This is a genomic window from Mycolicibacterium sphagni (genome assembly GCF_002250655.1).
Classification (GTDB): domain Bacteria; phylum Actinomycetota; class Actinomycetes; order Mycobacteriales; family Mycobacteriaceae; genus Mycobacterium; species Mycobacterium sphagni.
Genome location: NZ_NOZR01000003.1, coordinates 196080 through 217830 on the forward strand (window position 1 = coordinate 196080; position 21751 = coordinate 217830).

Below are 21751 nucleotides of genomic sequence, written 5' to 3' on the forward strand. Positions count from 1 at the left end.
AAGCTTACAAGGTTGTAATTTTGTCCGATTTGTCGGACAAGTTTGAACCAGATCGGAACGGGGTAGGTATCGTTTTTTTCGTGCCGACAACCACAACCTCCCACACCGACTACACGATCCGGTGGATTCCCCAAGCAGTCGAAAACCTGCTGCACAACAACGACATTATGACCAAGGCTGAACTCGCCTCATTCCTGGGAGTTGCCAGGTCAACGGTCTACAAGACGTTTGAGGACGACTGGTCGGGTGAAGTCACCACGAAGATGCTCGCCGCGATGTGCAGCCGCTTCGGCGTGCCGATGAACCGCATTGCTACTGAGCCCGGAAGGGCAGCGGCTAGGCCCACCCGCCGCCGTACGGCTGGCGTAAGTGTCCGGTTAGCCGGATGACGAAGACCACACTTCTGGCCGACGAGCCAGATCGGTTGCTAGTCACCCGCCCGGAGGCCGCGCGAATCCTGTCCCTCTCCGAATCTGAGATTGACAACTTGCGGCGGGCCGGTCGGCTGCAAGCCAAAAGGCACGGAAAGAAAGTTCTGTTCCCGATAGACGAGCTGGAGCGGTTCGTAGCCAACCTGCCTTGGGAAGTGGACCTACCTCAGGGTGGGGCCGCGTGAGCGCCGCGCCGGAAATGCCGCTATGGCTCCAGCTAACCGAGCCCGACACCGAAGCCGTAGAAGACCTCAAATCCGCCTTAGCGCGGTTAAGAAAGGACGGGTGGACCCGTGGAAAGCTTTACGATTACGAAACAGGCAAGTGCTGTTCTCTTGGGGCGTTCAACCACGCATTCCCCCAGGAGTCACCCGGCACTCCGTACCTCGCCTATGCCATCCGCACCCGTAAGGGCGGGCACCCGTACCCGGCGGACATGCATGACCTCTTCGTCATCACCCGGTTCAATGACACGCCTAAGCGGAAGTTCGCCGACGTTGAGGCCGTGTTCCTCGCTGCAATTGCTTACGCGGAAGGTAAGGGCGTTCGTGCTCAACCCGGCACTTAAGGACCTTTGCGTGTCTGTGTTCTGCTTGTTAGTTCTGATCGCGTTCTATGCGGTCATCCTCAACGCATGGTGGGTGAAAGCATGAACTCGAATACCACTGCCGTACTCGATGGTTCTATTCCTTCAGATTCGGACGATAGCCCGGTAGTGTTGTTTTCAGAGGGGGGCGAGATGAGAAAGTTTCAAGACGTGATCAGCGAAATGCGACGGGTAGCATTTCACAATCCCTTGGGCCGGAATACAGCTCCGGAATACACCGAGGATGACGGAGAGCCGTGCTGCTTCGTTGGTCACGCCCTGAAGCGAATGGGAATCTCGCCCAACTTCAAACTTAACGATTACACCGCATCTGCCCTGCCTTGGGAGTTGTGGGGGATCGAACGCCCGAACTCTTACCAGCAGCTTTGGATCACTACCGTCCAATCTGCCGCCGACAATGGGAATGCGTGGATTATCAGCATTGCAACCGCTGACGCGCTCCTGATCTAAGCTCCGGCTGCCGTCCGGTAAACAACGGCAAAACTGAATGCATTATATGTGAGTTTGAAACTACAGCTGTCACTTACGAAGTAACTCCGTTGACGGAGCGTCCGTGTTTAGTGTCCGGGCGGCAGAGTGGTTCGCCTGCAAGTAAGCCAGCATTGAATACGTGTGTTTTTACGCACAAGCTCGGGTGTATGGGGTGAGGCTTCCACTTGCCCCTGACCTGATACATGCCATGAGAAGCCGCGCTATCGGTGGATTAGCAGTATCAGAGGTAGAGACGAGCGAGTGCGGGAGCGCTAGGGCTGGCGGCTGAGGTCGGCCCCCGTAAGAGCGATCCTGACCCGCCTTTGAGAAGTGAAATGGGGTCAGGCGGTTCCGGTTCGATTCCGGGATAGCGCGCAAGGCCGGAGCGGTCAGAGCGCTCGGCGAGACGGGCATCTCGCTTAGTTGAGGGGTGCGCGTGACGCAAGGGTGTGGCGTCCGCGCGATCTAAGAATGCGGCTCCCGCTCCGGCTGATCTTTTAAACCGTGTCACCACAACACGAAAGGCCAGTTATGACCTCGATCTATCTGGGAGAGCCCACCGGCCCACGACTCCGCGACCTTTCCCGGTCGCAAGAGGAGGCCCTTAATGACTGGCTGACGATGGCGTTGATTGCGCCGCCGTCTAAGCGTGACGAACTGCCCGTGGATTACACGCGAGCGCTTAGCTCGCTGGCTAAGCGGCGCGGTATCCGGTTCTTCTTTAACAGTGACCGTATGCGAGTACGTGGTGAGCACGTCTTGGGTAAGAACCTGCCCGGTTGTGTGGGCGGCTCTAAGCGAAAGGTGACGCAGCGTGACTACAGCCAAGTGGTTGCGAAATCTGGACCCAAGGTTGCGCCGTACCACGAAAGGGACTGGCGTGACGACCGCCTCTGACGCGCTATTGCGTAAGCGCCGCGATGATGCGCGCCGCGCAAAGCTGGAGCTAGACAGGCTCCGTAAAGAGATGTTTGACAATAGGGTACGGGACAAGTACTCTGAGGATCACCGGAGGTTAGACGCATGGACAAGAGAGAGTGCATTTTGGGATGCGGGTCCTCGTACGCGGAGGAATACCAGCTCCACCTTCACTACTACGCCTCCGAAAAGGGCATCCTCCCCAACTGCGGTCGGGGAGCTGAGCGAAAGGCACCAGGCCGTAATGCTGACTACAGAGCTGAGGCAGCCTGAAAAGTTGATGCTTGCGGGCGACTGGCACGGGAATATCCCGTGGGCGCTCAAAGCTATTAACTTCGCTAAGCAGCGGGGCGCGGACACGATCTTACATGTTGGCGATTTCGGGTGGTGGTCGGTCGCTAACCCGAGGACGGTTCAGTACCTCGATGTCGTGAGTAACGAGCTTGAGCACACCAATCTTGAGGTGGTGTGGCTTGACGGTAACCACGAAGATCATTCGTTCTGGCACCAGTTCAATAAGCCGGAATCGTTGCCGATGACGCTCATGTCAGCTCCACGCATTACCCATCTTCCACGCGGCTTCCGCTGGGAGTGGTGGGGTGACACATGGATGGCCTTGGGTGGTGCTCACTCGGTTGACCGGTCGTTTGCGGTTGAGGGTGAGTCCTGGTGGCCGGGCGAGTGGATTAATGACGAGCAGCTGAAGTACGCGATGCGGCCCGGCAAGGTTGACATCATCGTGGCGCATGATGCGCCGTCATCAGTCGACATCCCCGGCATAAAGCCGGATGGCCCGATCTATCTCAATATCGACGGGAAGGTCCGCCGGGTGCCGCATACGGACCTGTTGGCCGCTAACGATCATAGGCGGCGGATTCAAGAGGTCTGCGATGCCGTTAAGCCAGTTGAGTTCTATCACGGTCATTATCACCGCGCCTATAACGCCCTGGGTCGGATTGCTGGTGGTGGCTACATGAATGTTCGTGGGCTCGATAAGGACGAAACCACGATGGCTAAGAACACGCATTTCATCACGGAAGGTACGAAAGATACCGATGAAGACGACGAACTTGCCTGGTGAGCAAGGAAGTGGCTTGCTTACCGTCGCGCAGTATGTCAATACCGCGAGCTATCTCAACGATAAACAGAAGCCCGTCTGATGAGGGCTAGCGAGCGCTTAGCTGAGCGGAACGACATTCTGGCGGTCATTAACCAGATTGACGATGACCTGGATACTGCGGACGCTGATTTGACGCGGGAACTTTTGGACATCCGGCGCGGCTTGGGCCGCGAGTTGAGCACGCTCGGGTTCACTGCGCCCGATCTGGACGAGAGGTTTAAGGAACATGAGGGCACTGTTGCTGGTGCTGTTGATAGCGCTGGCGGTGGCGGCGGGTCTGTTGATTCGTCTGTGGTTGCGAAACGCCGTATTGGACCGCCAGGCGAAGTCGCTTCAGGCTAAGTATCCACTGCTGGCTGTTCCGGGCTTGTCGCGTAGGCAGCGCCGGGATTACGTCACTGAACTGTTGCGCCGTGAGCAAGAGGAATACGACGGGCGTGTTACAGCTCAATTGATGAATGGCTACAACTTTCGTTAAACAACTTAATACCGAAGTAAACAAACAGGACCCCCGGCGGCTGCGGCTGTCGGGGGTTTCTCCTATGAAGGGAATGTTTTGAAACGTAACAAGATCGTGGCGTTGGCTATGGCGGGCGCGGCGGCGGTAACGCTGTCGGCGTGTTCCACGTCGGTCCCGGCGGGCAGCCAGGCCGTCAAGGTTGACACCTACGCGGTGATTCCGACCGATCCGACTGTTGAGGGCTGCATTAAGCCTGAACAGAACGAATGGAATCCGCCGGGTGGGTTCGACGCGTACCTGTACCCGTCGCGTCAGATCAGTTTCGACGCCAGCGACGATAAGGACGCGGAAGCCCCGTCTACCGTCGTCGTGTCGAATGCAGAGGCACCGGCTGAGCTGAAGGTGCCTGTGACGGTCACGTTCGACCTGACGCAGGATTGCGAGAAGCTGAAGCAGTTCCACCGGGATTTCGGCACGAAGTACCAGGGCTGGCTTACTGAGGAGGGCGCGGTTACGCAGGGCTGGAAAGACCTGCTGAACTACGTGATCGGTCAGCCGCTCCGGAACACTCTGGTGTCCATCGCGCAGAAATACCCGTGGCGTGAGATTTGGAACGACGAGAAGATTCGTATCGAGTTCCAGAACGCGTTGACGCAGACCCTTCCGCAGGTGTCTAAGGACCGCACCAACGGTGTCGAATACTTCACCAACTTTCAGGTCACGGTGATGAAGCCCGATCCGGTGGACGGCGGCTTGAAGTCGGCCATTGTTGCTGAGCAGCAGGCCATTGCTCAGGCTAAGGCGACTGAGGCGCAGGGTGTTTCGGCGGCTAACGCGGCTAAGGCGACTGCGGATGCTCAGGTGGCGCAGGCTGAGGCTCAGACGAAGGTGGCTGTTCAGGAGGCGCTGAAGCGCAAGGCTGAGATTTCGGGTTACCCGGATGTTGATGCCTATCTCAAGGCTCAGGCGATCACTAAGGGCATTACGCCGTGGCCGTCGCCGGTCATCGCTGGGGCTCCGGCTCGCTAAGTAGGCCGTGGGTGGTGAGTAGCGAACCGGTAGCCCCGGACGTATACCTGCCCACTCTTTAAATCTCACCGGATGGGGCGCGCATATCCGGTCGTGATTAACGCACGCGCACACACACAACACTTAAAGGATTGAATTATGGCTACGAAAGCCGAACTTGAGCTTGAGAACGCGAAGCTCCGCGCCGATCTGGAATTGGCGGGCAAAACCTTCAATGAGGCTGCCGAGGATAACGGCCTGTGCGACGCCTACGACGAAGTGGTGGAGGACCTGAACCGGCAGCTGGCTTCCGGCTTTAAGTTCCCCCCGCGCGGCACCGACCATGAGGTCGATGTTGAGTTGGTGGTAACGCTGGGCACCAGCATTAAGGTGTTCGCGCGCACCGACTACGAGGCCGAGGATAAGGCGCGGCACGAAATGGACGCGGAGGACGTGTTCAAGGCTGCGGGCCTGTCTGATCTTTTTGCCACGCTGTATAAGGCTGGCTGGAACCTCGATGTGGAGGTCGGCTGAAAATGGGCGTCTTCAAAAACAAGCGGGCACTGCCCGCCCCGGTAGCCCCGAAGTCGGTCGCGTCCATTACAGCGGGGCTGAACGACACGCTCGCTGAACTGGAGGCGCACGCTGAAGATCAGACGACGCAGGCCGAGCGGCAGAAGCGTTGGGCTGACAACGCGCTGCGCGCCGCTGCCGAGCATGAGGCTGAGGTCATTCAGGCACGCAAGATTGCCGGGAACATTAAGGCGCTGCTCAGCTAAAGCCTAATTGCCTGCTACAGAGCTAACCCGTGAGGTCGGGAGAATCTGGGCACGCTTGGAAACGGGCCGCGAGAGCGGGGAAGATTCCCGGTCAAACCTGCTTAGGCAGTTAGGGCCGTTAGGTGGGGCGCTGCATACCTGACCACGCGCATAAACCTCTGAACATGCAAAGGAACATTCATGTCGAAAAAGAGCCTTTTCAATCAGCCGGGCGTCGAACAACTCGTACCCGGTCGGGACCTGCCGGTAGCCGTTAAGGTCACGGGCCGCAATCTGCACGCGGTGGGCCTGCTGGTGTCGGTTTCCAGCGAGACAGTTAAGGGCCGGTCCGGGCTCGGTGTCCATTTCGAGGATGACGGTTCGCTGTCACACATTCTGCTGGTCTCGGACGGTACGGAGCAATTGCGCGTTAACGCCGGGGAATACCTGTTGATGGGTCCGGATAAGGCCGCGATCATCGCCGCTTCTAAGGCGGAATACGAGTTCTACAAGACGCTAGCTCCGCTGGTGGTGTCGGTCGGCGCGGCGTTCGCCACGCTCGGCTCCAGCATCGCCAGCGCTATCGGAATCTAAACAGCCCTTACCCGCCACCGTGGCTTTCTAAAACGACGAGAAAGAGAAAACTTGTGACGACCTTTTTGCAGCACCTACAGTCGCAGTCCAATACGACGCGCACCGAAAACGGCGACAAGGCCCACAAGTCTTCGCTTGATCCGGTGGTGGATTACTTCAGCCTGGCGGGCGCTATGCGTTCGCGGGCCGGGGATACCGCTGACCTCTTTGAGGCGGCATACCGTAGCGACCCCCTGGCGGCGACTAGGGCGCTTTTCTACCTCCGGGACATCCGTGGGGGCCAGGGCGAGCGTGACGTGTTCTACGCGGGCCTCAAGCGCCTTTTCCAGCTGTCCCCGGAGAAGTTCGCCCGGAACCTCACTCATGTCCCGTTCTATGGCCGCTGGGATGACCTGTTCATCTTCGGCGCTGAGGTTCCCGCGTCGGTGGCGGCGCTAATCAATCAGCAGTGGGCGTTGGACGTGGACGGCTACGAGCAGGGCGGCCAGGTGTCACTGTTGGCTAAGTGGCTGCCGTCGCAGAAGACAGGTTCGGTCAATCCGCTGCGTCGTCAGCTGGCGATCAACGTTCGTGAGGCTCTTGGCTTGTCGCAGCGGGAGTACCGGCAGACCCTTAGCGCGCTTAGGGGTCGGATCGGCCTGGTGGAGCACGACATGTCGGAGCGCACCTACGAGCACATCGACTACTCGCGGCTCCCGGCCCAGGCGCACCGTAAGCACGTTAAGGCGTTCCGCCGCAACGACAATGAGCGCTATCAGGCGTTCCTTGATTCGGTGGAGCGCGGCGAGGCGAAGGTGAACACGTCGACCCTGTATCCGTATGAGCTGTTTGACCTGGTGCAGACCGACGCTAAGGCGGCGGACGTGCTGTGGAAGAACCTGCCGGATTACACGCGGCCCGGCCAGGATGCCCTTGTGCTGCCTGACGTGTCGGGTTCGATGTGGGGCCGTCCCATGTCGGTGTCGGTGTCGCTGGCTCTGTACTTCGCTGAGCGCAACACGGGTCCGTACAAGGGCTACTTCCTGTCGTTCGATACGACGCCCAAGCTGGTTAAGGTGCCGGAGAGCGGGGGCTTGGCGTCCAAGCTGTCCGCGATTGAGTACCACACGCGCAACTGTGGGTCCACGAACCTTGAGGCGGCGTTTGACGCGATCCTTAAGGCGGGCGTGGCGTCGGGGACGGTGCCGAAGGTGCTCTACATCGTGTCGGACATGCAGTTCAACTCGGCTCTGAACCATGCTGACGCGTCGGTTTTCGAGTCGGCCAAGTTGTCGTTTAACGAGGTTGGTTTGGAGTTGCCGCACGTCGTGTTCTGGAATGTGAATGCGCGGCACGATCAGCTTCCGGCGACGATCATGGATGGCAATGTGACGTTGGTGTCTGGTTTGGCGGCTACGACGTTCAGCATGGCGGTGGAGGGTAAGTCCCCCCGCGAGCTGGTGGATAGCGTGCTGAACAGTGAGCGGTACGCCCAGATCACTCTCTGAGCTGGGACGGAAGCAAGGTGATAAGGGAAAGGCTTTGCTTCCGTCCTATTATTTCTGTATTCGCCTTTTGGTGAGTATGGTTAGAAACAAGTGGACGCTTACAGCAATTACAACTGTTTGCATACAACAAAAAACAGCGTCCAGATAGCTTGTGGACCCCCACAGCAATAAAATTCTTCCACTGATAAATGGCGAGGTAGCGGGTTCGACTCCCGCAGCTCTTACGGTTTTCACCGTAAGGGTTTAGCTCATCGGCTAGAGCGCGTATAGAAAAAACAGGGGTCCAGTAAGCGGTGTGGACACGCACAGCAATCACATACCTTTCAATTGGTGAAAATAAACTGTGTCCAGCAATACCGTGCTTTAGCCCCCCGCCATATCACTACTTGCGGGGGGCTTTCGTTTGCCCATGAGAGGAAATCATGCCAGGACCAATGTCCGCGCCTAACGGAAACGCCCTGATCACCCGCGATCCAGAGGCGCGTAAGAAAGCCGGTCGCACCGGCAAGACCGAGAAAACCCGCGCTAAGGGGGCCAGTAAGTGAAAGCTCTAGCTGTTGCAGTTGCCGCCGTCGCGGCGCTCACCATGTCTGCCTGTGCAACGCAGAATCAGCACTGGGAGAAGAACTGCACCGTCACCGCTAAGACGATCCTCACGGATGTCTCCGGCGATAAGAACAGCACGTCCACTACCCGCACTAAGCGGGTGGACACCAGCTGCGGTTCGTACAACGTTGAGGATGCCTGGGAAGTTGGGTCGTTCAATTCGTGGGACCTCTGGGGGAAGCTGCAAGAGGGCAAGGTCTACGACTTGAAGGTCGGCGGCATCCGCAACGGATTCTTCTCGATGTTCCAGACCGTGATTGACGTTAAGCCGGTGGGTCATGCTTAGCGTCCGTGAGGCTGTCGCCAAGTTCTTTGAGGCTCAGGCCGTAGAGCGGGGCGAGGAACCGGACGCCGACAAGTTCTATCCGAAGCCGAATCGGGCACGTATCCGTGCTTACCGGTTCGGTAGGACGGGTGAGCCGAAGCCCAAGCGGTCGCGTATCCAGAGGGGTGTTACGCGGCAACCTGCGGCCCGTGGCGTGGTTGTGACTCACGGCATGGTGGGCGCTATTTCCAAGTATGGGGGATAGCAATGGCGCTGCTGTTTATCGCGGCAGTTATCGCGTCATGCGTAGCTTACGTTTTTGGGCTGCCGTGGTACGTGCTGCTGACCATTTGGCTCGCGTTTGGCGCGGGCTACGCCTACGGAGGTGGTTTCTTTGAGCTTCGTTAGTGAAATCAAGGTTAAGGACGACTACGTTCACCGGGTCCTGGAATCGGACCGTGAGCCGGTTGTCGGTCGAATCGGGACGCTAACTGTGGTCACCGATAAGCAATATGTCGTGTACGCGCCGGGTTACTGGCAGAGCTACAGCGTTAGGGAAAAAGCAAATGGCTAAGTTCGGCACTGTTTGGCGTAAGGATTACACAACCTGCGGGTGTGCGGCGTTGCCCTGTTTTGACATGTATATCAAGACGATTGACGGCTGGCTGTGTGTTGACCAGCACGGCTCTCAGGGCATCGTGACCGATAAGCCGTGGAAGCGCGCAGACGGATTCGTTCGTTTCCCTCCTAAGGTTAGCGAGGAATAAGTCACTGACTATCAAGTAAAGCGCGACTACTGGGACCGGCCCATCGTCTTCCCCCCGGACTATGAATATCCGGACGGGAAGATGCCGGGCGAATGGCGAGAGGGTAGGGGCCGTGACGGAAAGTTCAAACGCTGGTGGTACACCAACGTCGGCAAAGGCTACAGCCGCGCGTCCGGTGCTGGCAAAGGGCTCGACACCAAAGACGGCCTTATCGACTGGGCGGCCTGTCAAGCAGCAGTCGGCATCCTCTTGGACGCCGCCGCGCGCTCAGAGGTCTCAACGCTTATCAATGAGTACGACGCCGATCCCTGGTACAAAGGCGACGACGGCGGCACCCGCTCCGGAAAAGAGCGGCTTAAAGCAGCTGTTGAGAAAGCCCGTAACACTGCCGGGCAACATACTGCTAGCTCTACTGGCACTGAGTTTCATAAGCTGGGCGAGCTACGCAATAAAGGCGAAACGCCACGCGTCGTTCAGGACCACCTAAAGGAACCGCTTAAGCAGTACGACCGCGCGGTTGAACCGATTGAGTTCCTTGAGCAGGAAATGCTCATTGTGAACGATCCTCTGGAGTTGTGTGGTTCGGTCGACTATCTGATGGGGTTGCCGCCGGGCATCACTACGCCGGATGGCGAGTACCACGATGAGTCGTTGGTGGTGGTGGGCGACCTTAAGACGGGTCGCTGGGACGCTAAGCGTCCAATGAGTGTGACGTGCCAGCTGTGCGCGTATGGCACTGGTGTGCGCTATGACCAGGAAACGAATACTCGTACTCCGTTGCATCCCCGCATTAATAACAAGTGGGGCGTCATGGTGCATTTCCCGATTATGACTAAAAACCCTCAGGTCAAGTTCTATTGGGTGGACTTGACGTTGGGTCTTAAGGCGTCCGTTTTGGCTAAAGAGGTTGAGGCTATGCGGCGCGTTTTCAACAGTAAGGATTCTGAACTTAAGGAGTTGGACCTTGACCGCTTCCAGTGGTAGCACTATCGCCCGTGCGCGGGCGCTTCCGGAAACTAGCCGGGCGGCTTTCGCCTCTGTGACCCGTAAGGGGTTGCGTGATTCGCAGTTGCGTGTTCTGCGGACGCTGGGGAATCTGCGTAATGGTGGCACCGATGTTGATATCGCTCGCGCGTATCACGATTCGGGGTTGGCTGATCTGTTCCCGCAGACCCCTTCGGGGTTGCGTACTCGTCGCCGCGAGCTGGCGGACGCGGGCCTGGTCGTTGATTCGGGCAAGCGTAAGCGTTTGCACACGGGCCGCAACGCGATTGTGTGGTCCAAGGTTCGGAACGGGGTTTAATTGGCTGCCCCTACAGACGAGATGGATCAGCCGGAGGTTAAGGCCGCTCCGGCTGGTTCGCCGACCGTTTTCGAGGCGTGGAACGCCGTCATGCGTGACGTGCAGTTCATCAGTAAGAACTCCCGCAACGAAGCGCAGAAGTTCAACTTCCGTGGCATTGACGCGGTAATGAACGCGGTCGGCCCGGTGCTGCGCGAGCACGGCGTGATTGTTGTGCCGCTGGGCGCTAAGCACGAAGCGGAGCGCTACACGACCGCTAAGGGCGGGCAGATGTGTAACCGGGTGGTCGAGATGGGCTACCAGGTGTTCGGCCCGCGTGGCGATTCGTTCACCGGCATTGCGTATGGCGAGGCGGCGGATTCCGGCGACAAGGCGATCACTAAGGCTGAGTCGGTGGCGCTGCGGACGTTCCTGCTGCAATCGCTGATGTTGCCTACGGATGATCCGGACCCGGATGCGGAGTCGCATGAGCGGGCGGTGCCGGTCCGGACTCAGGCTGCCGCTCCCGTCGTGACGGGCAATGCGGATTCGGTGGCGGCGCGGGAAAAGCTTAAGGCGCTGGCTGGCGCTAAGGGTTGGGCGCTGCCCGCGATTGCCGCGAAGTTCACTGAGAAGAACAACGGAAAAGAGCTTAAGGACGCCACTAAGGATGAGGTTGAGGCGTTTCAGGTTCTTCTAGAGACAGGGGCGGTTTCCGTCTGATGTTCAACAACACGATTGCGGGTGTGCCGGTCGGCCTCATTGAGGCTCCGGCGCACCTGACTATTCCTTGTGAGCAGTGCTTTGAGGTTGAGGCTGCTTTTGCTGTCGGTTCGTCGGATCACAAGCTGGTGTGTGAGGCGTGTATGGATTGGGGCGATTCCCGCCGTTGGTGGCATATGGAACCGCGCCAGTCCATTGTGCCTAAGGCTGCGGCTGCTGAGGTTTATCCCGTGTGGGTGCGGGCTGCGTGAACAGGGGGGCTTTTGAGTGAAGTCGAATACAACCCTGTATCCGTAGAGCAGGAAATCTTAGCGACGGTTAACGATATCTCAAAGGGTGTTATCACCGCGCGAGATGCCAACGTGGCGAAGCTCGAAACAGAGCGTGCTTACAAACGTGCGTATGCCCGCGCTTTTATGGCGCATAAAGGGCCGCAGACTGAGAAGAAAGTTGCGGCCAATATCGTCCCCGAGGTTATGGATGCGGAGGATGCGCGCGATGTGGCGGCTGTTACTTACGAGTACGCGAAGGATCAGAACCGGGCGCTGAGTAGCAAGTTGGATGCGATTCGGTCGGTGGGCGCTTCTGTGCGTGAGGCGTACAAGAATGCGGGCAGGGGTGAGTGGTGATTACCGCTAGCGATTGGGATGTGCTTGCTGAACAAGCGTGGCATGTTCGGGATCACGCACGCCTTATCGGCAAGACCGCCGTAGGGGCGGCTGTGCTCTCTCACCGGAAGCATATTCACGTCGGGTGCAATGTTGAGCATAAATACCGCGCGCATGATGTTCACGCGGAGGTTAATGCTCTTACCTCTATGGCTGCTGCCGGTGACGGTAGGGCTATTGCAGTGGTTATCACTGCGGATCGTGAGAAGTTCACGCCGTGTGGCGGATGTATGGATTGGATCTTTGAGTTGGGCGGTCCTGACTGCCTGGTGGCGTTTCAGGGCAGGCCATACGACGGATTTACCACTCACCGCGCCGACGAATTGATGCCGCACTATCCCCGGTGAGTGAGCGTGAATGCCGCCGGGTAACTAAAGAGCGCTGTGAGGGGTTCTGTGAGCGGTGCTGCTACGGCGGCACCCTCACCCTCCACCATCGCAAGAAACGCTCTCAGGGCGGCTTATGGACGGCTGAAAACTGCGTCCAGTTATGCGGCCACGGTACGGCGGGGTGTCACGGGTGGGTTGAGCACAACCCCAATGCGGCTGCCGCCGAGGGATGGCATGTGCGGCCTTGGGAGGACCCGGCTGCGATTCCCCTGCTTTGGCGGGGCTCTACATGGGTGCTTCTAACCCCGGAAGGGACTTTTACAGATGACGCAGACGTTGGACGCGGCCCGTGATTGGCTCCGGGACCGGGTAGACGACGGCGAAGAATGCCCTTGCTGCCGCCAGTTCGCAAAGGTCTATAAGCGCAAACTGAATGCCGGAATGGCGCGAGTCCTAATCGCCATGTACCGAAAGGCCGGTACGGACTGGACCTACCTGCCGCACGTTGACCTTAAGGACGGCGAGAAGCGCCGCACTGTGGGTCACAGCGGCGAAATGTGCATGACTCGCTACTGGGGGCTTATCGAGGCTTACCCGGACACTAAGCGCGAGGATGGCAGTTCGCGGGTTGGCTGGTGGCGGCTTACCCCGCTAGGGGTGGAGTTCGTCTTAGGTCGGACGCAGGTCCCGAAGTACGCGCGGGTCTACAGCTCCCGGTGCCTTGGCCTAACCGGCGATCCGGTGTCTATTACCGACGCGCTGGGAACTAAATTCAACTACGCCGACCTTATGGCTGGCGTATGAGCGAGTTCGGGAAGATTCACCGGAAGTTCTGGGAACACCGGAAAGTCAAGCAATGCAGCAACGGCGCTATCGGCCTATGGGCCAAAGCGAACTCATGGTGCCGGGATAATCGGTCCGCCGGAGTAATCCCGCTAGACGACGTTCTGCTACTGGGCACCCGCGAGGAAGCCGACGAACTGGTTAACGCCGGGCTCTGGCTTAAGGGTGTTCGGGGTGACCTGCCGGTAGCGATCTTCAAAGACTACGAGGAATGGAACGATGACGTTGAACCTGATACGGAGGCGGGGAATCTTGTCCGCCGCGTGGTTCCAGCTTCGCACCCTTCGGTGGTGCGGGCTCAGCTGGTACGCCAAGCATCTTCTCTACTCCGCGAGGGCTTAGACCTCGGAGTTGTCGAGGCCGCGCTAAAGCTCTGGCTCACTAAGAGCCTGTCACCGTCTCTGTTGCCGTCTTTGGCGTCTGAGGCGATGAAAGATGCGCAGCGTGCAGCCACGCTGAGAAACACGATCAATGAATGCCTTAAGTCGGGTCAGGTATCTCCGCTTAAGGCATATGGCTTTATCTTCACAGCTCCCGATCCGCCGGATGGTTTGGACGTTGAACAGCGTCGAGCTTTCATGGGTGGCGCTAAGCGGGACTGGCTGAGGGAACTCAAGGAAAGGGTGGCTGCCTAATGGGTGTCGCTTATCCGCGCCGCGATGACGCGGTGTATTACGAGGAATTTGACGGGTCGCTGGAATCCGCGCAGCGGGTTGCCAACCTGACGGGCCTTAAGGTCAACATCGCCTTATTGCCCGCAGACGGTTACCGCCTTGGCGACACAGTTCGCATTAAGGAGCTGTCATTCGGTGCCCCAACCAATATCGTTACAGCAGAGGACGTTGTTGTAGCGACGGGCCGCTTGAATAAATCTTTGCGTATCACGGTCATGGACCGTTGGACCTTCGCGGAAAAGTTCAGCAAGGATGGCAGTTGAGCGAACCGATGCCGCCTCACGACTTGGCGGCAGAGCAGTGCGTAATCGGATCGCTACTCATGTCACAAGCTGCACTTAACACAGTAGCCACGATGCTTACCGTGTCGGATTTCTACCGGCCCGTTCACGGTGAGATATTCGCGGCGGCGCTAGCCCTGGTGGCTGCCGGTGAGCCGGTCGACGCTATGACGGTCGCGCGTGAGCTTGAGACACGCGGCCAGCTCGCCAAGATTGGTGGCGCTCCGTACCTGCTGACCTGCATCGAGGTCACGCCTACGGCCTACAACGTGTCGTCGTACGCGCAGATCGTCTTGGACAAGGCCCAGCTCCGGCGGCTGTCCGAGCTGGGAACACGGCTTAAGCAGCTGGCGTACACGGAGGCGTCAACGTCTGATGATGTTCACGCCCTGATGAGCCAGGGTGAGAAGTTTTTCCGCGAGCAGTACGAGCCGGATAGAGCGTCATTGACGTTCGATCTGCTGGCTGATTCGTGGGAGGAATGGCTTGCCAGCTCTGAGAGTGTGATCCCAACGCCGTGGCCCTCACTGAACGACAGTCTGAACGGCGGTCTACGTCGCGGTGCGCTCTATTGCATAGCCGCCCGGCCTGGTGTCGGTAAAAGTGTCGCAGCGTTGCAGATAGCGGGCCATACGTCGCATTGGGGATTCCATAGCGCCGTGTTCTCAATGGAAATGTCCAGAGATGAAGTGATGTCCCGGCGGATTGCTGACGGGGCGGGCGTCAATTTCAGCCACATCATGCGTAAAAAGCTGGACCTTGAAGAACGAGCCCGGATTGACCGGTGGCTTAAGGAAAACCGGACCCTGCCTTTCGAGGTTAACGACCGGTCGCGGCAGACGGTCGAGCAGATCGTTAGTCACGCCCGGTCAATGGCAAAGGTTGATGTGCTGGTTGTCGACTATTTGCAGCTGATGGCTGCGACAGACAAAAAGGCGTCACGGGAGCAGCAAGTGGCTCACATGTCGCGTGAGTTGAAGATCGCGGCTAAGGAATTGAATGTGGCAATCGTCGCGTGTTCCCAGCTGAACCGTGGCCCGCTACAGGGCGGTAAGGTGCGCGCCCCGAATATCGGTGACTTGCGCGAGTCGGGCGCTATCGAGCAGGACTGCGATGTGGTTTTGCTGCTGCACAACGACGAGGACGATCCCGGCATTCTGCAAATGATCGTGGGGAAGAACCGTAACGGGAGGATGGGCGATCTTGCACTCAGTTTCGAGGGGCATTACCAGCGGATTTCATAGTGAGCATTGAATTGCTTATGTCACCTAAGCCTCTTAGGTGGCAGGACGAGGCCAATTGCCACGATGATCCCCGATTCACGGGCGTTATGAAGACACTAACTCTTGCCGATAGGCGGGAGATGCGCGCTAAGTGCGGTGTCTGTGCCGTTTTCGATGAGTGTTGGACCTGGGCGCGCGATGAGCAGGTGACGGGTGTTTTCGCGGCGGGCTATAGGAGGTTTTCGCCAGATGAGTTACGTGATTCCAAAGAGGACTGTGGAAAAGCTGGGCCTGGGGACGAACCTTATGGCGCAGCTTAACGACCGGTGCGCGGGCTGCGGCAATTCCGCTTATGGCGGGCGGCATGGTGCTTGCGAGCGCTGCGAGGGCGGCTACGAGGACGAAGACGAGTATCCCCGTGATTGAGCCTGACGACGACTACATAAACCCGATAGGTGAACAACTCCCTATCGAAACAATTGTTGAGCTAGCCGCAGCGCACTTCGTTATCCGGCTCGCGCGAATCATTGGCTTAGGGGATGACACATGGCCGTTTTTTTGAGGACTTACACGCCCAGCGCTGGGACTTGGCGGAATGCTGCTGAGGTTTTCAAGTTTCCGGGCGGGGAGGTCCACCTTAAGAACATCATCCCGGAGGCCGACGAGAAGACGGTCTATATCGCGGATGTTCGTGGTGCGGACTTAGACGACCTTATGGCGGCTGCCTTGTGGGCGGACATAGCGCACGACCGCGAAATGTGGTTCGTGCTGAAACTGCCGTACCTCCCAGCGGCGCGGGCCGACAAGAGCGATGGCACTCAGCCAATCGCTAAGTACGTCTATGCCAAGTTCATTGAGTCTATGGGCGCTGATCAGATCATCACGATTGACACCCATTCCGGGTTCGGTAACGGCACTTGGTACGGGGCCGAACATGGCCTGCTGGACCTTAGCCCGCTGCCGTTGATTGACCGGGCTTTGGAGACTCAGGGGCATTGGCGCTACGACGGGATTATCGCCCCGGATAAGGGCGCGGTGGATCGCGCTGGCGCGGTCGCTAAGCATTACGGGCTGGACCTGTATGTGGCCGACAAGGTGCGGGATTTCAACTCCGGGATTCTGCTGGACTACAAGCTGACGGTACCTAAGAGCGGCAAGTATCTGGTGGTTGACGATATCTGCGATGGCGGTTGGACCTTTACAGAGTTGGCGGACGCCAGTGGACTTGACCGCGCGCACCTTGACCTGTGGGTTACGCACGGCATTTTCTCCGGTAAAGCGAATCTGCTTACCCGTTATTACGGGCGGATTATGACGACCGATTCTCACCCTGGGCATAACCGGGTGGGTGTGGCTTCGTCAATCGTGCCGACTTTCACTTACATGCACGAAACGATGGTTGAAGGGCTTAAATATGTCTAGGTTCGCGCCGGTAGCGGCACTCTTTGAAACCGATGCTTACAAGCTCGGTCATATCGACCAGTACGCGCTCAGCGGCAAGGTGAGCGGCGTGTACTCAAATTGGACTAACCGCAAGTCACGCTTGCCTGGCGTCGACAAGGTTGTCCACTTCGGATTGCAGGCGTATATCCAGGCTCACCTGGTAGACGCTTTCAAGCCTTTCTTCGCGGCTAATGAGGATGAAGTGGCGTTGCTCTACCGCGAGCGGGTCACTCAGGTTCTCGGGCCGGATGCTGCGGAGAGTATCGGTACCGCCCATATTCGGGCGCTTCATCACCTGGGCTATCTGCCTCTGCGGTTCTGCGCGGTCCCGGAGGGCACCCTTGTGCCTATCGGTGTGCCTTCGTTCACGGTGGAGAACACCTTGGACGATTTCTACTGGCTGACCAACTACGTCGAGACGGGCATTAGCGCCGGGGTGTGGCAGCCGTCTACGTCTGCGACCATCGCTAAGGAATACCGGCGCGTCATGGAACGTGCTGCTCTGCTGACGGGTGCGGATCGTGTCGGGATCGACTGGCAGATTCACGATTTCAGCTATCGGGGTATGTCGTCGCATGAGACGGCGGCGGCGTCCGGTGCGGCTCACCTGTTGAGCTTCACGGGCACGGATTCGCTGGTGGCTCTCGATTGGATCGACCGCTATTACGGCGGCGAGTACATCGCGGGGTCGGTGCCTGCTACTGAGCACTCGGTGATGTGTACCGGCATCGAGTCTGTGGGCGAGCTGGAGACGTTCTCCCGGCTGCTGGACCTGTACCCGACCGGCATTGTCAGCGTTGTTTCTGACACGTTCGATCTGTGGAAGGTGCTCACGGTTTACCTTCCGGCGCTTAGGGACAAGATTCTGGCGCGGGACGGCAAGCTGGTTATCCGGCCTGACTCGGGTGACCCGGAAAAGATCATCTGTGGTGATCCGTCTGCGCCGTATGGTTCGCCGGAGTGGAAGGGCGCGCTGGGGCTGCTCTACGACACGTTCGGCGGGTCTAAGAACGCTGCCGGGTTCATTGACATTGATCCGCATGTGGGTCTGATCTATGGCGACTCGATCACGCTGGACCGCGCCAAGAGCATCACGGAGCGTATGCGGCGGTCGAACCTGTCGTCGGCCAATGTGGTGTTCGGTGTGGGTTCCTTTACGTACCAGCACAATACGCGCGACACGTTCGGGTCTGCGATGAAAGCGACGTGGGCGAAGGTCGACGGCAAGGGCGTGAACCTGCTGAAGAATCCGATCACCGACGACGGCACTAAGAAGTCTGCTACCGGGCGTTTGGCGGTGCTGCATGACTTGACCGGCGAGCTGGTGTTGGTGCAGGACGCCGACGCCTACGACGAGTCGGCCAGTGTGCTCCGTCCGATCTGGGAGAACGGCCAGTTTGTGAATCGGCAGACGTTCGCCGAGGTCAGGGCCAATTTGGCCCGTCAGCCCTAATTCTGTTTGTCCGATTTTCCGGACAGTTTGGACTGTTTCCGGAGTACGGCTGCTGTACTTGATCCATCGCAGCAACAACTTGGAGGTTTAAATGAGCACTGTCGCAAAGACGACTAAGCAGAACGGCACGGTCACTCTGGAGTTCCCGGAGCAGCTGGCCCCGTTCGTCAAGATCGGCCTCAAGAACATCGGGGTGAAGCTGGCCCAGGATGACCAGTTCCACACGAATGACAAGAGGTCGCTGTCGGCCAGCGTGGCGTCCATCGGGCTCGCTGACATTTATGACTCGATGACTCAGGCTGGGGTGTTTTACTAATGACCCTGACGCTTACCGCGATGCGGGGTTATCCGGGTTCAGGTAAGTCCACTAAGGCGCGGGAAATCGCTAACGAAACCGGCGCGGTAGTTGTTTGTCGGGTCGAGCTGCGGAAGATGCTCCACGATAACTACTTCACTGGGAATAAGGACCGTGAGGCCGAGGTCACTGTTGCGGAGCGTGCGCAGGTTAGCGCGTTCCTGAAGAACGGTACGTCGGTGATCGTGGATGCCACGCATTTGGAGCCGTCTTACCTGCGTAAGTGGGCGAAGATGGCGAGCCAGTACGGCGCGAAGTTTGAGCGCGTCGACATGGACACTCCGGCGGCGGACTGCATCCGGCGGGACCATGCACGCCAGCTCACTAAGACTGCTGGTCGCGTGGTCGGCGAAGACGTGATTAAGCGGATGGCTAAGCGTCACCCGCAGAAGAACTGGCCGGATATCCAAGCGCCGCCCACGTTCACGCCGGTGCCGGTCGAATGGGTCGACGGACTGCCTGAGGCAATCATCGTGGATATCGACGGCACGGTGGCCCATATGGACGGGCGTTCGCCGTACGACTACACACAGGTCCACACGGACACGGTTGACGAGCATGTTAGGTGGCTGGTCAATCTGGCTGCGTCTATCCGCTACGACTCGGTTGTAGAGGCGCGCGACCTGCCATATCCGCGTGTCCTGTTCGTCTCGGGTCGGGATGATTCCTGCCGGGACGAGACGGTCAAGTGGTTGGCGAACCACGGCATTCAGTTCGATGAGCTGCACATGCGGCCTACCGGCGCTAAGGACGGCAATGGGAACAAGTTGCCTGACTACCTGGTGAAGTCGACGCTGTTCGATGAGAACATTCGCGGCAAATACAACGTCCGCTTCGTGCTGGACGACCGTGACCAGGTTGTGAACCTGTGGCGCTCGCTGGGGCTTAAGTGCCTGCAAGTTCAGCCGGGGGACTTCTAACCAGGCGGGCCGCATATTTGAAATGAGGCAGCAGTAGAACACCTGCTAACAGTGCCGATGAAGCGACCGCCCCTAACCACCAATCAGGCGTGGCAATCCCACTGGCGGAAACGTTCAGACGCAAAGAAGCAAGTAGAAGAAACAGTAGGTTGGTTGGCCCGGCAGGCGGGCTTAAAAGACTTAGGTCCGTCTGTCGTGTCAATCACCTGGTACGCCCCGGATAGACGCAACCGGGATTCGGACTCACTAGCGGAGTTCCAAAAAGGTGTATTAGACGGCCTGGTGAAAGTCGGTGTTTGGCCCGACGATCACAGCGATTACGTCATACAGACGCGGCTAGCCGTAACTAAGGCAGAGACACGAAACCCTCGTATTGAGATAAGGATTTGGGAAGTTGACGACACCAGAATTGAGATGGTGGGAACTGGCTGAGTGCCAGTACATCGGCATTGAGGCATTCTACGCCGAAGGGCAAGGCCACAAGATGACTGAGGCTAAGAAAATCTGCGCCGGGTGCCCGGTCGTTAGCGAGTGCTTAGAGGCCGCGCTAATCGAGGAAAGCGGCCTTGACTACAACCACCGCTTCGGGATGCGCGGCGCGTTGAGCCCCCGTGAACGGTGGGCGCTAGCTAAGGAACGCGGTGAGGACACCGAGTTCGATAACGGCGAGCCGGTTTATTGGCCTGTCGAAATGGAGCCTGTTTATTGGCCCGTCGAGTTGGAGGTTGCGTGAGTAAGTCGCCAGGACGAATCGTCAAGCGCATGGGATTGGGCCAGGAGACTATTCAGGTAAAGAACCTGAGTGGTATTCGTACCCGCCTTATCCCGGAGTTGGAGATTCCGGAACTTCCGGGCGCAGCCTGCAAGGGTGTGGTTACCGGCCCTGAGAATGACATCTTCCATCCCGGCCCTGGCGCTGGTGGCCGCAATAAGCGTGACGCCGCTAAGGCGATGTGCGGGGGTTGCCCGGTTAAAGCGGCGTGCTTGGAGTACGCGCTTGATTGGGACTCAAGCCATGACTATTACGAGCGGTCCGAAGGTGTGTGGGGGGGAACCACTGAGGCGGAACGCAAGGAAATCCTTAAGGGGAGAAATGCTGCTTAGCACGAAAATCAAGCTGGACTGCGGGGGTGTGCTTAGCTACTCGCTCAATCCGAAGTACGGCACGCATTGTGTGTACGTCGACAAGGGGTGCGGCCAGAGTGATTTGTCCGCCCCTATTGTTTTCCTGCCCGGCGAGGCGATCAATCTGCTTGGTCCTCACCGTGACGCTAACCCGGAGGTTCAAGAGCTAATCCGTTGGCTCTCTAACCTGCCAAGTGGTCAGCGGTGGTTCTAGAGCCACGCTGCCGCGCCGGTAAGCGCTGTGTGAGCCGTACGCCTGACGGCCCCGCCATCACGGCGCTACGGCCCCTGTGTGACGGGTGCGTGCGCGACGTGCAGAAGTGCCTTGACGAGCTGCCCACCTATCTCGGCCTGTTGGACAAGTACAAGGGCTACATCCCACGTTCGGTAGGCCAGTCCAAGGTTAAGGGCTCCGCTGAACCTAAGGCTCCGCTGAACCTGACGGTCATGGATTTGATCGCAGAGATAGGCGCGCTGATCCGCCGGGTCGACGGTTACCAGATTCGGGACCTGATCACCCTTACCGGCGGGCTGGAGATAGCTCTTGATGTCCGCGCGGCCCATTCCAAGGCTGACGGCATTATCGGGCTACAGCGGATTTGGGAGCGGCGGCGGGTGCCGTGTCCTGAGTGCAAGCTGCCAACTTTGGGCGGTTGGGTTGGTGAAGAAAAAATCTACTGCACAAATTCTGACTGCGGGACGACTCTGACTAAGGCGCAATATGAAGACTACTGCGAGGTTAAATCCCGTAAGCGGTGAGCGGGTATGTCACGAATGGCCCACATGTGAGCGCAAATACTACGCTAAAGGGTATTGCTTCTTTCACTACCAACGGATTAAGAACGGCGTGCCGTTCGACGCGCCCTATAACGTTAGGCCGAATAGGGCTGCTGAGCACGGGTTGCAGGGGTATCGCCGGGGATGCCGGTGCCCAGTTTGC

28 protein-coding genes are annotated in these 21751 nt (G+C 58.4%); all 28 read left to right on the plus strand.

Annotation, left to right across the window (positions count from 1 at the left end):
• Positions 1 to 20: 20 nt before the first annotated feature.
• The 28 genes from CG716_RS04920 (at position 21) to CG716_RS05100 (ending at position 21570) form a co-directional block, all read left to right on the plus strand.
• Positions 21 to 389, plus strand: coding sequence for a hypothetical protein (locus CG716_RS04920; RefSeq protein WP_207760574.1), 369 nt, complete (start codon positions 21 to 23; stop codon positions 387 to 389).
• Complete coding sequence (locus CG716_RS04925; protein ID WP_094477027.1) at positions 386 to 616, plus strand: helix-turn-helix domain-containing protein; 231 nt, start codon at positions 386 to 388, stop codon at positions 614 to 616. The genes CG716_RS04920 and CG716_RS04925 overlap by 4 nt, the downstream gene beginning before the upstream one ends.
• Complete coding sequence (locus CG716_RS04930; protein ID WP_207760575.1) at positions 613 to 999, plus strand: DUF6197 family protein; 387 nt, start codon at positions 613 to 615, stop codon at positions 997 to 999. The genes CG716_RS04925 and CG716_RS04930 overlap by 4 nt, the downstream gene beginning before the upstream one ends.
• 66 nt (positions 1000 to 1065) lie before the next feature.
• A complete protein-coding gene (locus tag CG716_RS04935; protein ID WP_207760576.1) occupies positions 1066 to 1488 on the plus strand; it encodes a hypothetical protein in 423 nt (140 codons plus the stop codon).
• Positions 1489 to 2671: 1183 nt separating this feature from the next.
• Entirely contained in the window at positions 2672 to 3508 is an 837-nt protein-coding gene (locus tag CG716_RS04945; RefSeq protein WP_094477031.1) for a metallophosphoesterase family protein, read from the plus strand.
• Between the two features lie 265 nt (positions 3509 to 3773).
• The gene (locus tag CG716_RS30080) at positions 3774 to 4025 is read left to right on the plus strand and encodes a hypothetical protein (RefSeq protein ID WP_165774027.1); all 252 of its coding nucleotides are present in this window, start codon (positions 3774 to 3776) and stop codon (positions 4023 to 4025) included.
• A 78-nt stretch (positions 4026 to 4103) separates the two neighbouring features.
• Positions 4104 to 5036 carry an SPFH domain-containing protein gene (locus CG716_RS04955; protein WP_094477035.1) on the plus strand — a complete coding sequence of 311 codons (933 nt, stop codon included), beginning with the start codon at positions 4104 to 4106 and terminating at the stop codon, positions 5034 to 5036.
• A 138-nt stretch (positions 5037 to 5174) separates the two neighbouring features.
• Entirely contained in the window at positions 5175 to 5549 is a 375-nt protein-coding gene (locus CG716_RS04960; protein WP_094477037.1) for a hypothetical protein, read from the plus strand.
• Between the two features lie 2 nt (positions 5550 to 5551).
• Positions 5552 to 5794: a hypothetical protein gene (locus CG716_RS04965; RefSeq protein ID WP_094477039.1), complete on the plus strand. Its 243-nt coding sequence runs from the start codon at positions 5552 to 5554 to the stop codon at positions 5792 to 5794.
• Between the two features lie 180 nt (positions 5795 to 5974).
• The gene (locus CG716_RS04970) at positions 5975 to 6367 is read left to right on the plus strand and encodes a hypothetical protein (protein ID WP_094477041.1); all 393 of its coding nucleotides are present in this window, start codon (positions 5975 to 5977) and stop codon (positions 6365 to 6367) included.
• Between the two features lie 53 nt (positions 6368 to 6420).
• Positions 6421 to 7854: a DUF2828 family protein gene (locus tag CG716_RS04975; protein WP_094477043.1), complete on the plus strand. Its 1434-nt coding sequence runs from the start codon at positions 6421 to 6423 to the stop codon at positions 7852 to 7854.
• 541 nt (positions 7855 to 8395) lie between these two features.
• Positions 8396 to 8746 (plus strand): hypothetical protein, encoded by a 351-nt coding sequence (locus CG716_RS04980; RefSeq protein ID WP_234817715.1) that lies wholly within the window; start codon positions 8396 to 8398, stop codon positions 8744 to 8746.
• A gap of 827 nt (positions 8747 to 9573) precedes the next feature.
• Entirely contained in the window at positions 9574 to 10476 is a 903-nt protein-coding gene (locus CG716_RS04995) for a hypothetical protein (protein WP_207760577.1), read from the plus strand.
• 340 nt (positions 10477 to 10816) lie between these two features.
• Positions 10817 to 11497 carry an ERF family protein gene (locus CG716_RS05005; RefSeq protein ID WP_094477051.1) on the plus strand — a complete coding sequence of 227 codons (681 nt, stop codon included), beginning with the start codon at positions 10817 to 10819 and terminating at the stop codon, positions 11495 to 11497.
• A 263-nt stretch (positions 11498 to 11760) separates the two neighbouring features.
• Positions 11761 to 12126 carry a hypothetical protein gene (locus CG716_RS05015; RefSeq protein WP_094477054.1) on the plus strand — a complete coding sequence of 122 codons (366 nt, stop codon included), beginning with the start codon at positions 11761 to 11763 and terminating at the stop codon, positions 12124 to 12126.
• Between the two features lie 20 nt (positions 12127 to 12146).
• The gene (locus CG716_RS31290) at positions 12147 to 12512 is read left to right on the plus strand and encodes a cytidine deaminase family protein (RefSeq protein WP_420093174.1); all 366 of its coding nucleotides are present in this window, start codon (positions 12147 to 12149) and stop codon (positions 12510 to 12512) included.
• A 306-nt stretch (positions 12513 to 12818) separates the two neighbouring features.
• Positions 12819 to 13298, plus strand: a complete 480-nt coding sequence (locus tag CG716_RS05030; protein WP_094477060.1) for a hypothetical protein — start codon at positions 12819 to 12821, stop codon at positions 13296 to 13298.
• A complete protein-coding gene (locus CG716_RS05035; protein WP_094477062.1) occupies positions 13295 to 13972 on the plus strand; it encodes a hypothetical protein in 678 nt (225 codons plus the stop codon). Before CG716_RS05030 ends, CG716_RS05035 begins: the two co-directional genes overlap by 4 nt.
• Positions 13972 to 14274, plus strand: coding sequence for a hypothetical protein (locus CG716_RS05040; protein WP_094477064.1), 303 nt, complete (start codon positions 13972 to 13974; stop codon positions 14272 to 14274). The genes CG716_RS05035 and CG716_RS05040 overlap by 1 nt, the downstream gene beginning before the upstream one ends.
• An 8-nt stretch (positions 14275 to 14282) precedes the next feature.
• A complete protein-coding gene (locus CG716_RS05045; RefSeq protein WP_207760586.1) occupies positions 14283 to 15536 on the plus strand; it encodes a replicative DNA helicase in 1254 nt (417 codons plus the stop codon).
• A gap of 525 nt (positions 15537 to 16061) precedes the next feature.
• The gene (locus tag CG716_RS05060) at positions 16062 to 16937 is read left to right on the plus strand and encodes a ribose-phosphate diphosphokinase (protein ID WP_094477070.1); all 876 of its coding nucleotides are present in this window, start codon (positions 16062 to 16064) and stop codon (positions 16935 to 16937) included.
• The gene (locus tag CG716_RS05065; RefSeq protein WP_234817716.1) at positions 16864 to 18411 is read left to right on the plus strand and encodes a nicotinate phosphoribosyltransferase; all 1548 of its coding nucleotides are present in this window, start codon (positions 16864 to 16866) and stop codon (positions 18409 to 18411) included. The genes CG716_RS05060 and CG716_RS05065 overlap by 74 nt, the downstream gene beginning before the upstream one ends.
• Before the next feature lie 91 nt (positions 18412 to 18502).
• Positions 18503 to 18727 (plus strand): hypothetical protein, encoded by a 225-nt coding sequence (locus tag CG716_RS05070; protein ID WP_094477074.1) that lies wholly within the window; start codon positions 18503 to 18505, stop codon positions 18725 to 18727.
• Complete coding sequence (locus tag CG716_RS05075) at positions 18727 to 19686, plus strand: phosphatase domain-containing protein (protein WP_094477076.1); 960 nt, start codon at positions 18727 to 18729, stop codon at positions 19684 to 19686. Before CG716_RS05070 ends, CG716_RS05075 begins: the two co-directional genes overlap by 1 nt.
• Before the next feature lie 57 nt (positions 19687 to 19743).
• The gene (locus CG716_RS31295) at positions 19744 to 20118 is read left to right on the plus strand and encodes a RusA family crossover junction endodeoxyribonuclease (protein WP_094477375.1); all 375 of its coding nucleotides are present in this window, start codon (positions 19744 to 19746) and stop codon (positions 20116 to 20118) included.
• A complete protein-coding gene (locus CG716_RS05085) occupies positions 20081 to 20419 on the plus strand; it encodes a WhiB family transcriptional regulator (RefSeq protein ID WP_094477078.1) in 339 nt (112 codons plus the stop codon). The genes CG716_RS31295 and CG716_RS05085 overlap by 38 nt, the downstream gene beginning before the upstream one ends.
• A gap of 29 nt (positions 20420 to 20448) precedes the next feature.
• Positions 20449 to 20790, plus strand: coding sequence for a WhiB family transcriptional regulator (locus tag CG716_RS05090; RefSeq protein WP_094477080.1), 342 nt, complete (start codon positions 20449 to 20451; stop codon positions 20788 to 20790).
• Between the two features lie 324 nt (positions 20791 to 21114).
• Positions 21115 to 21570 (plus strand): hypothetical protein, encoded by a 456-nt coding sequence (locus CG716_RS05100; protein WP_207760578.1) that lies wholly within the window; start codon positions 21115 to 21117, stop codon positions 21568 to 21570.
• The last annotated feature ends 181 nt before the right edge of the window (positions 21571 to 21751 follow it).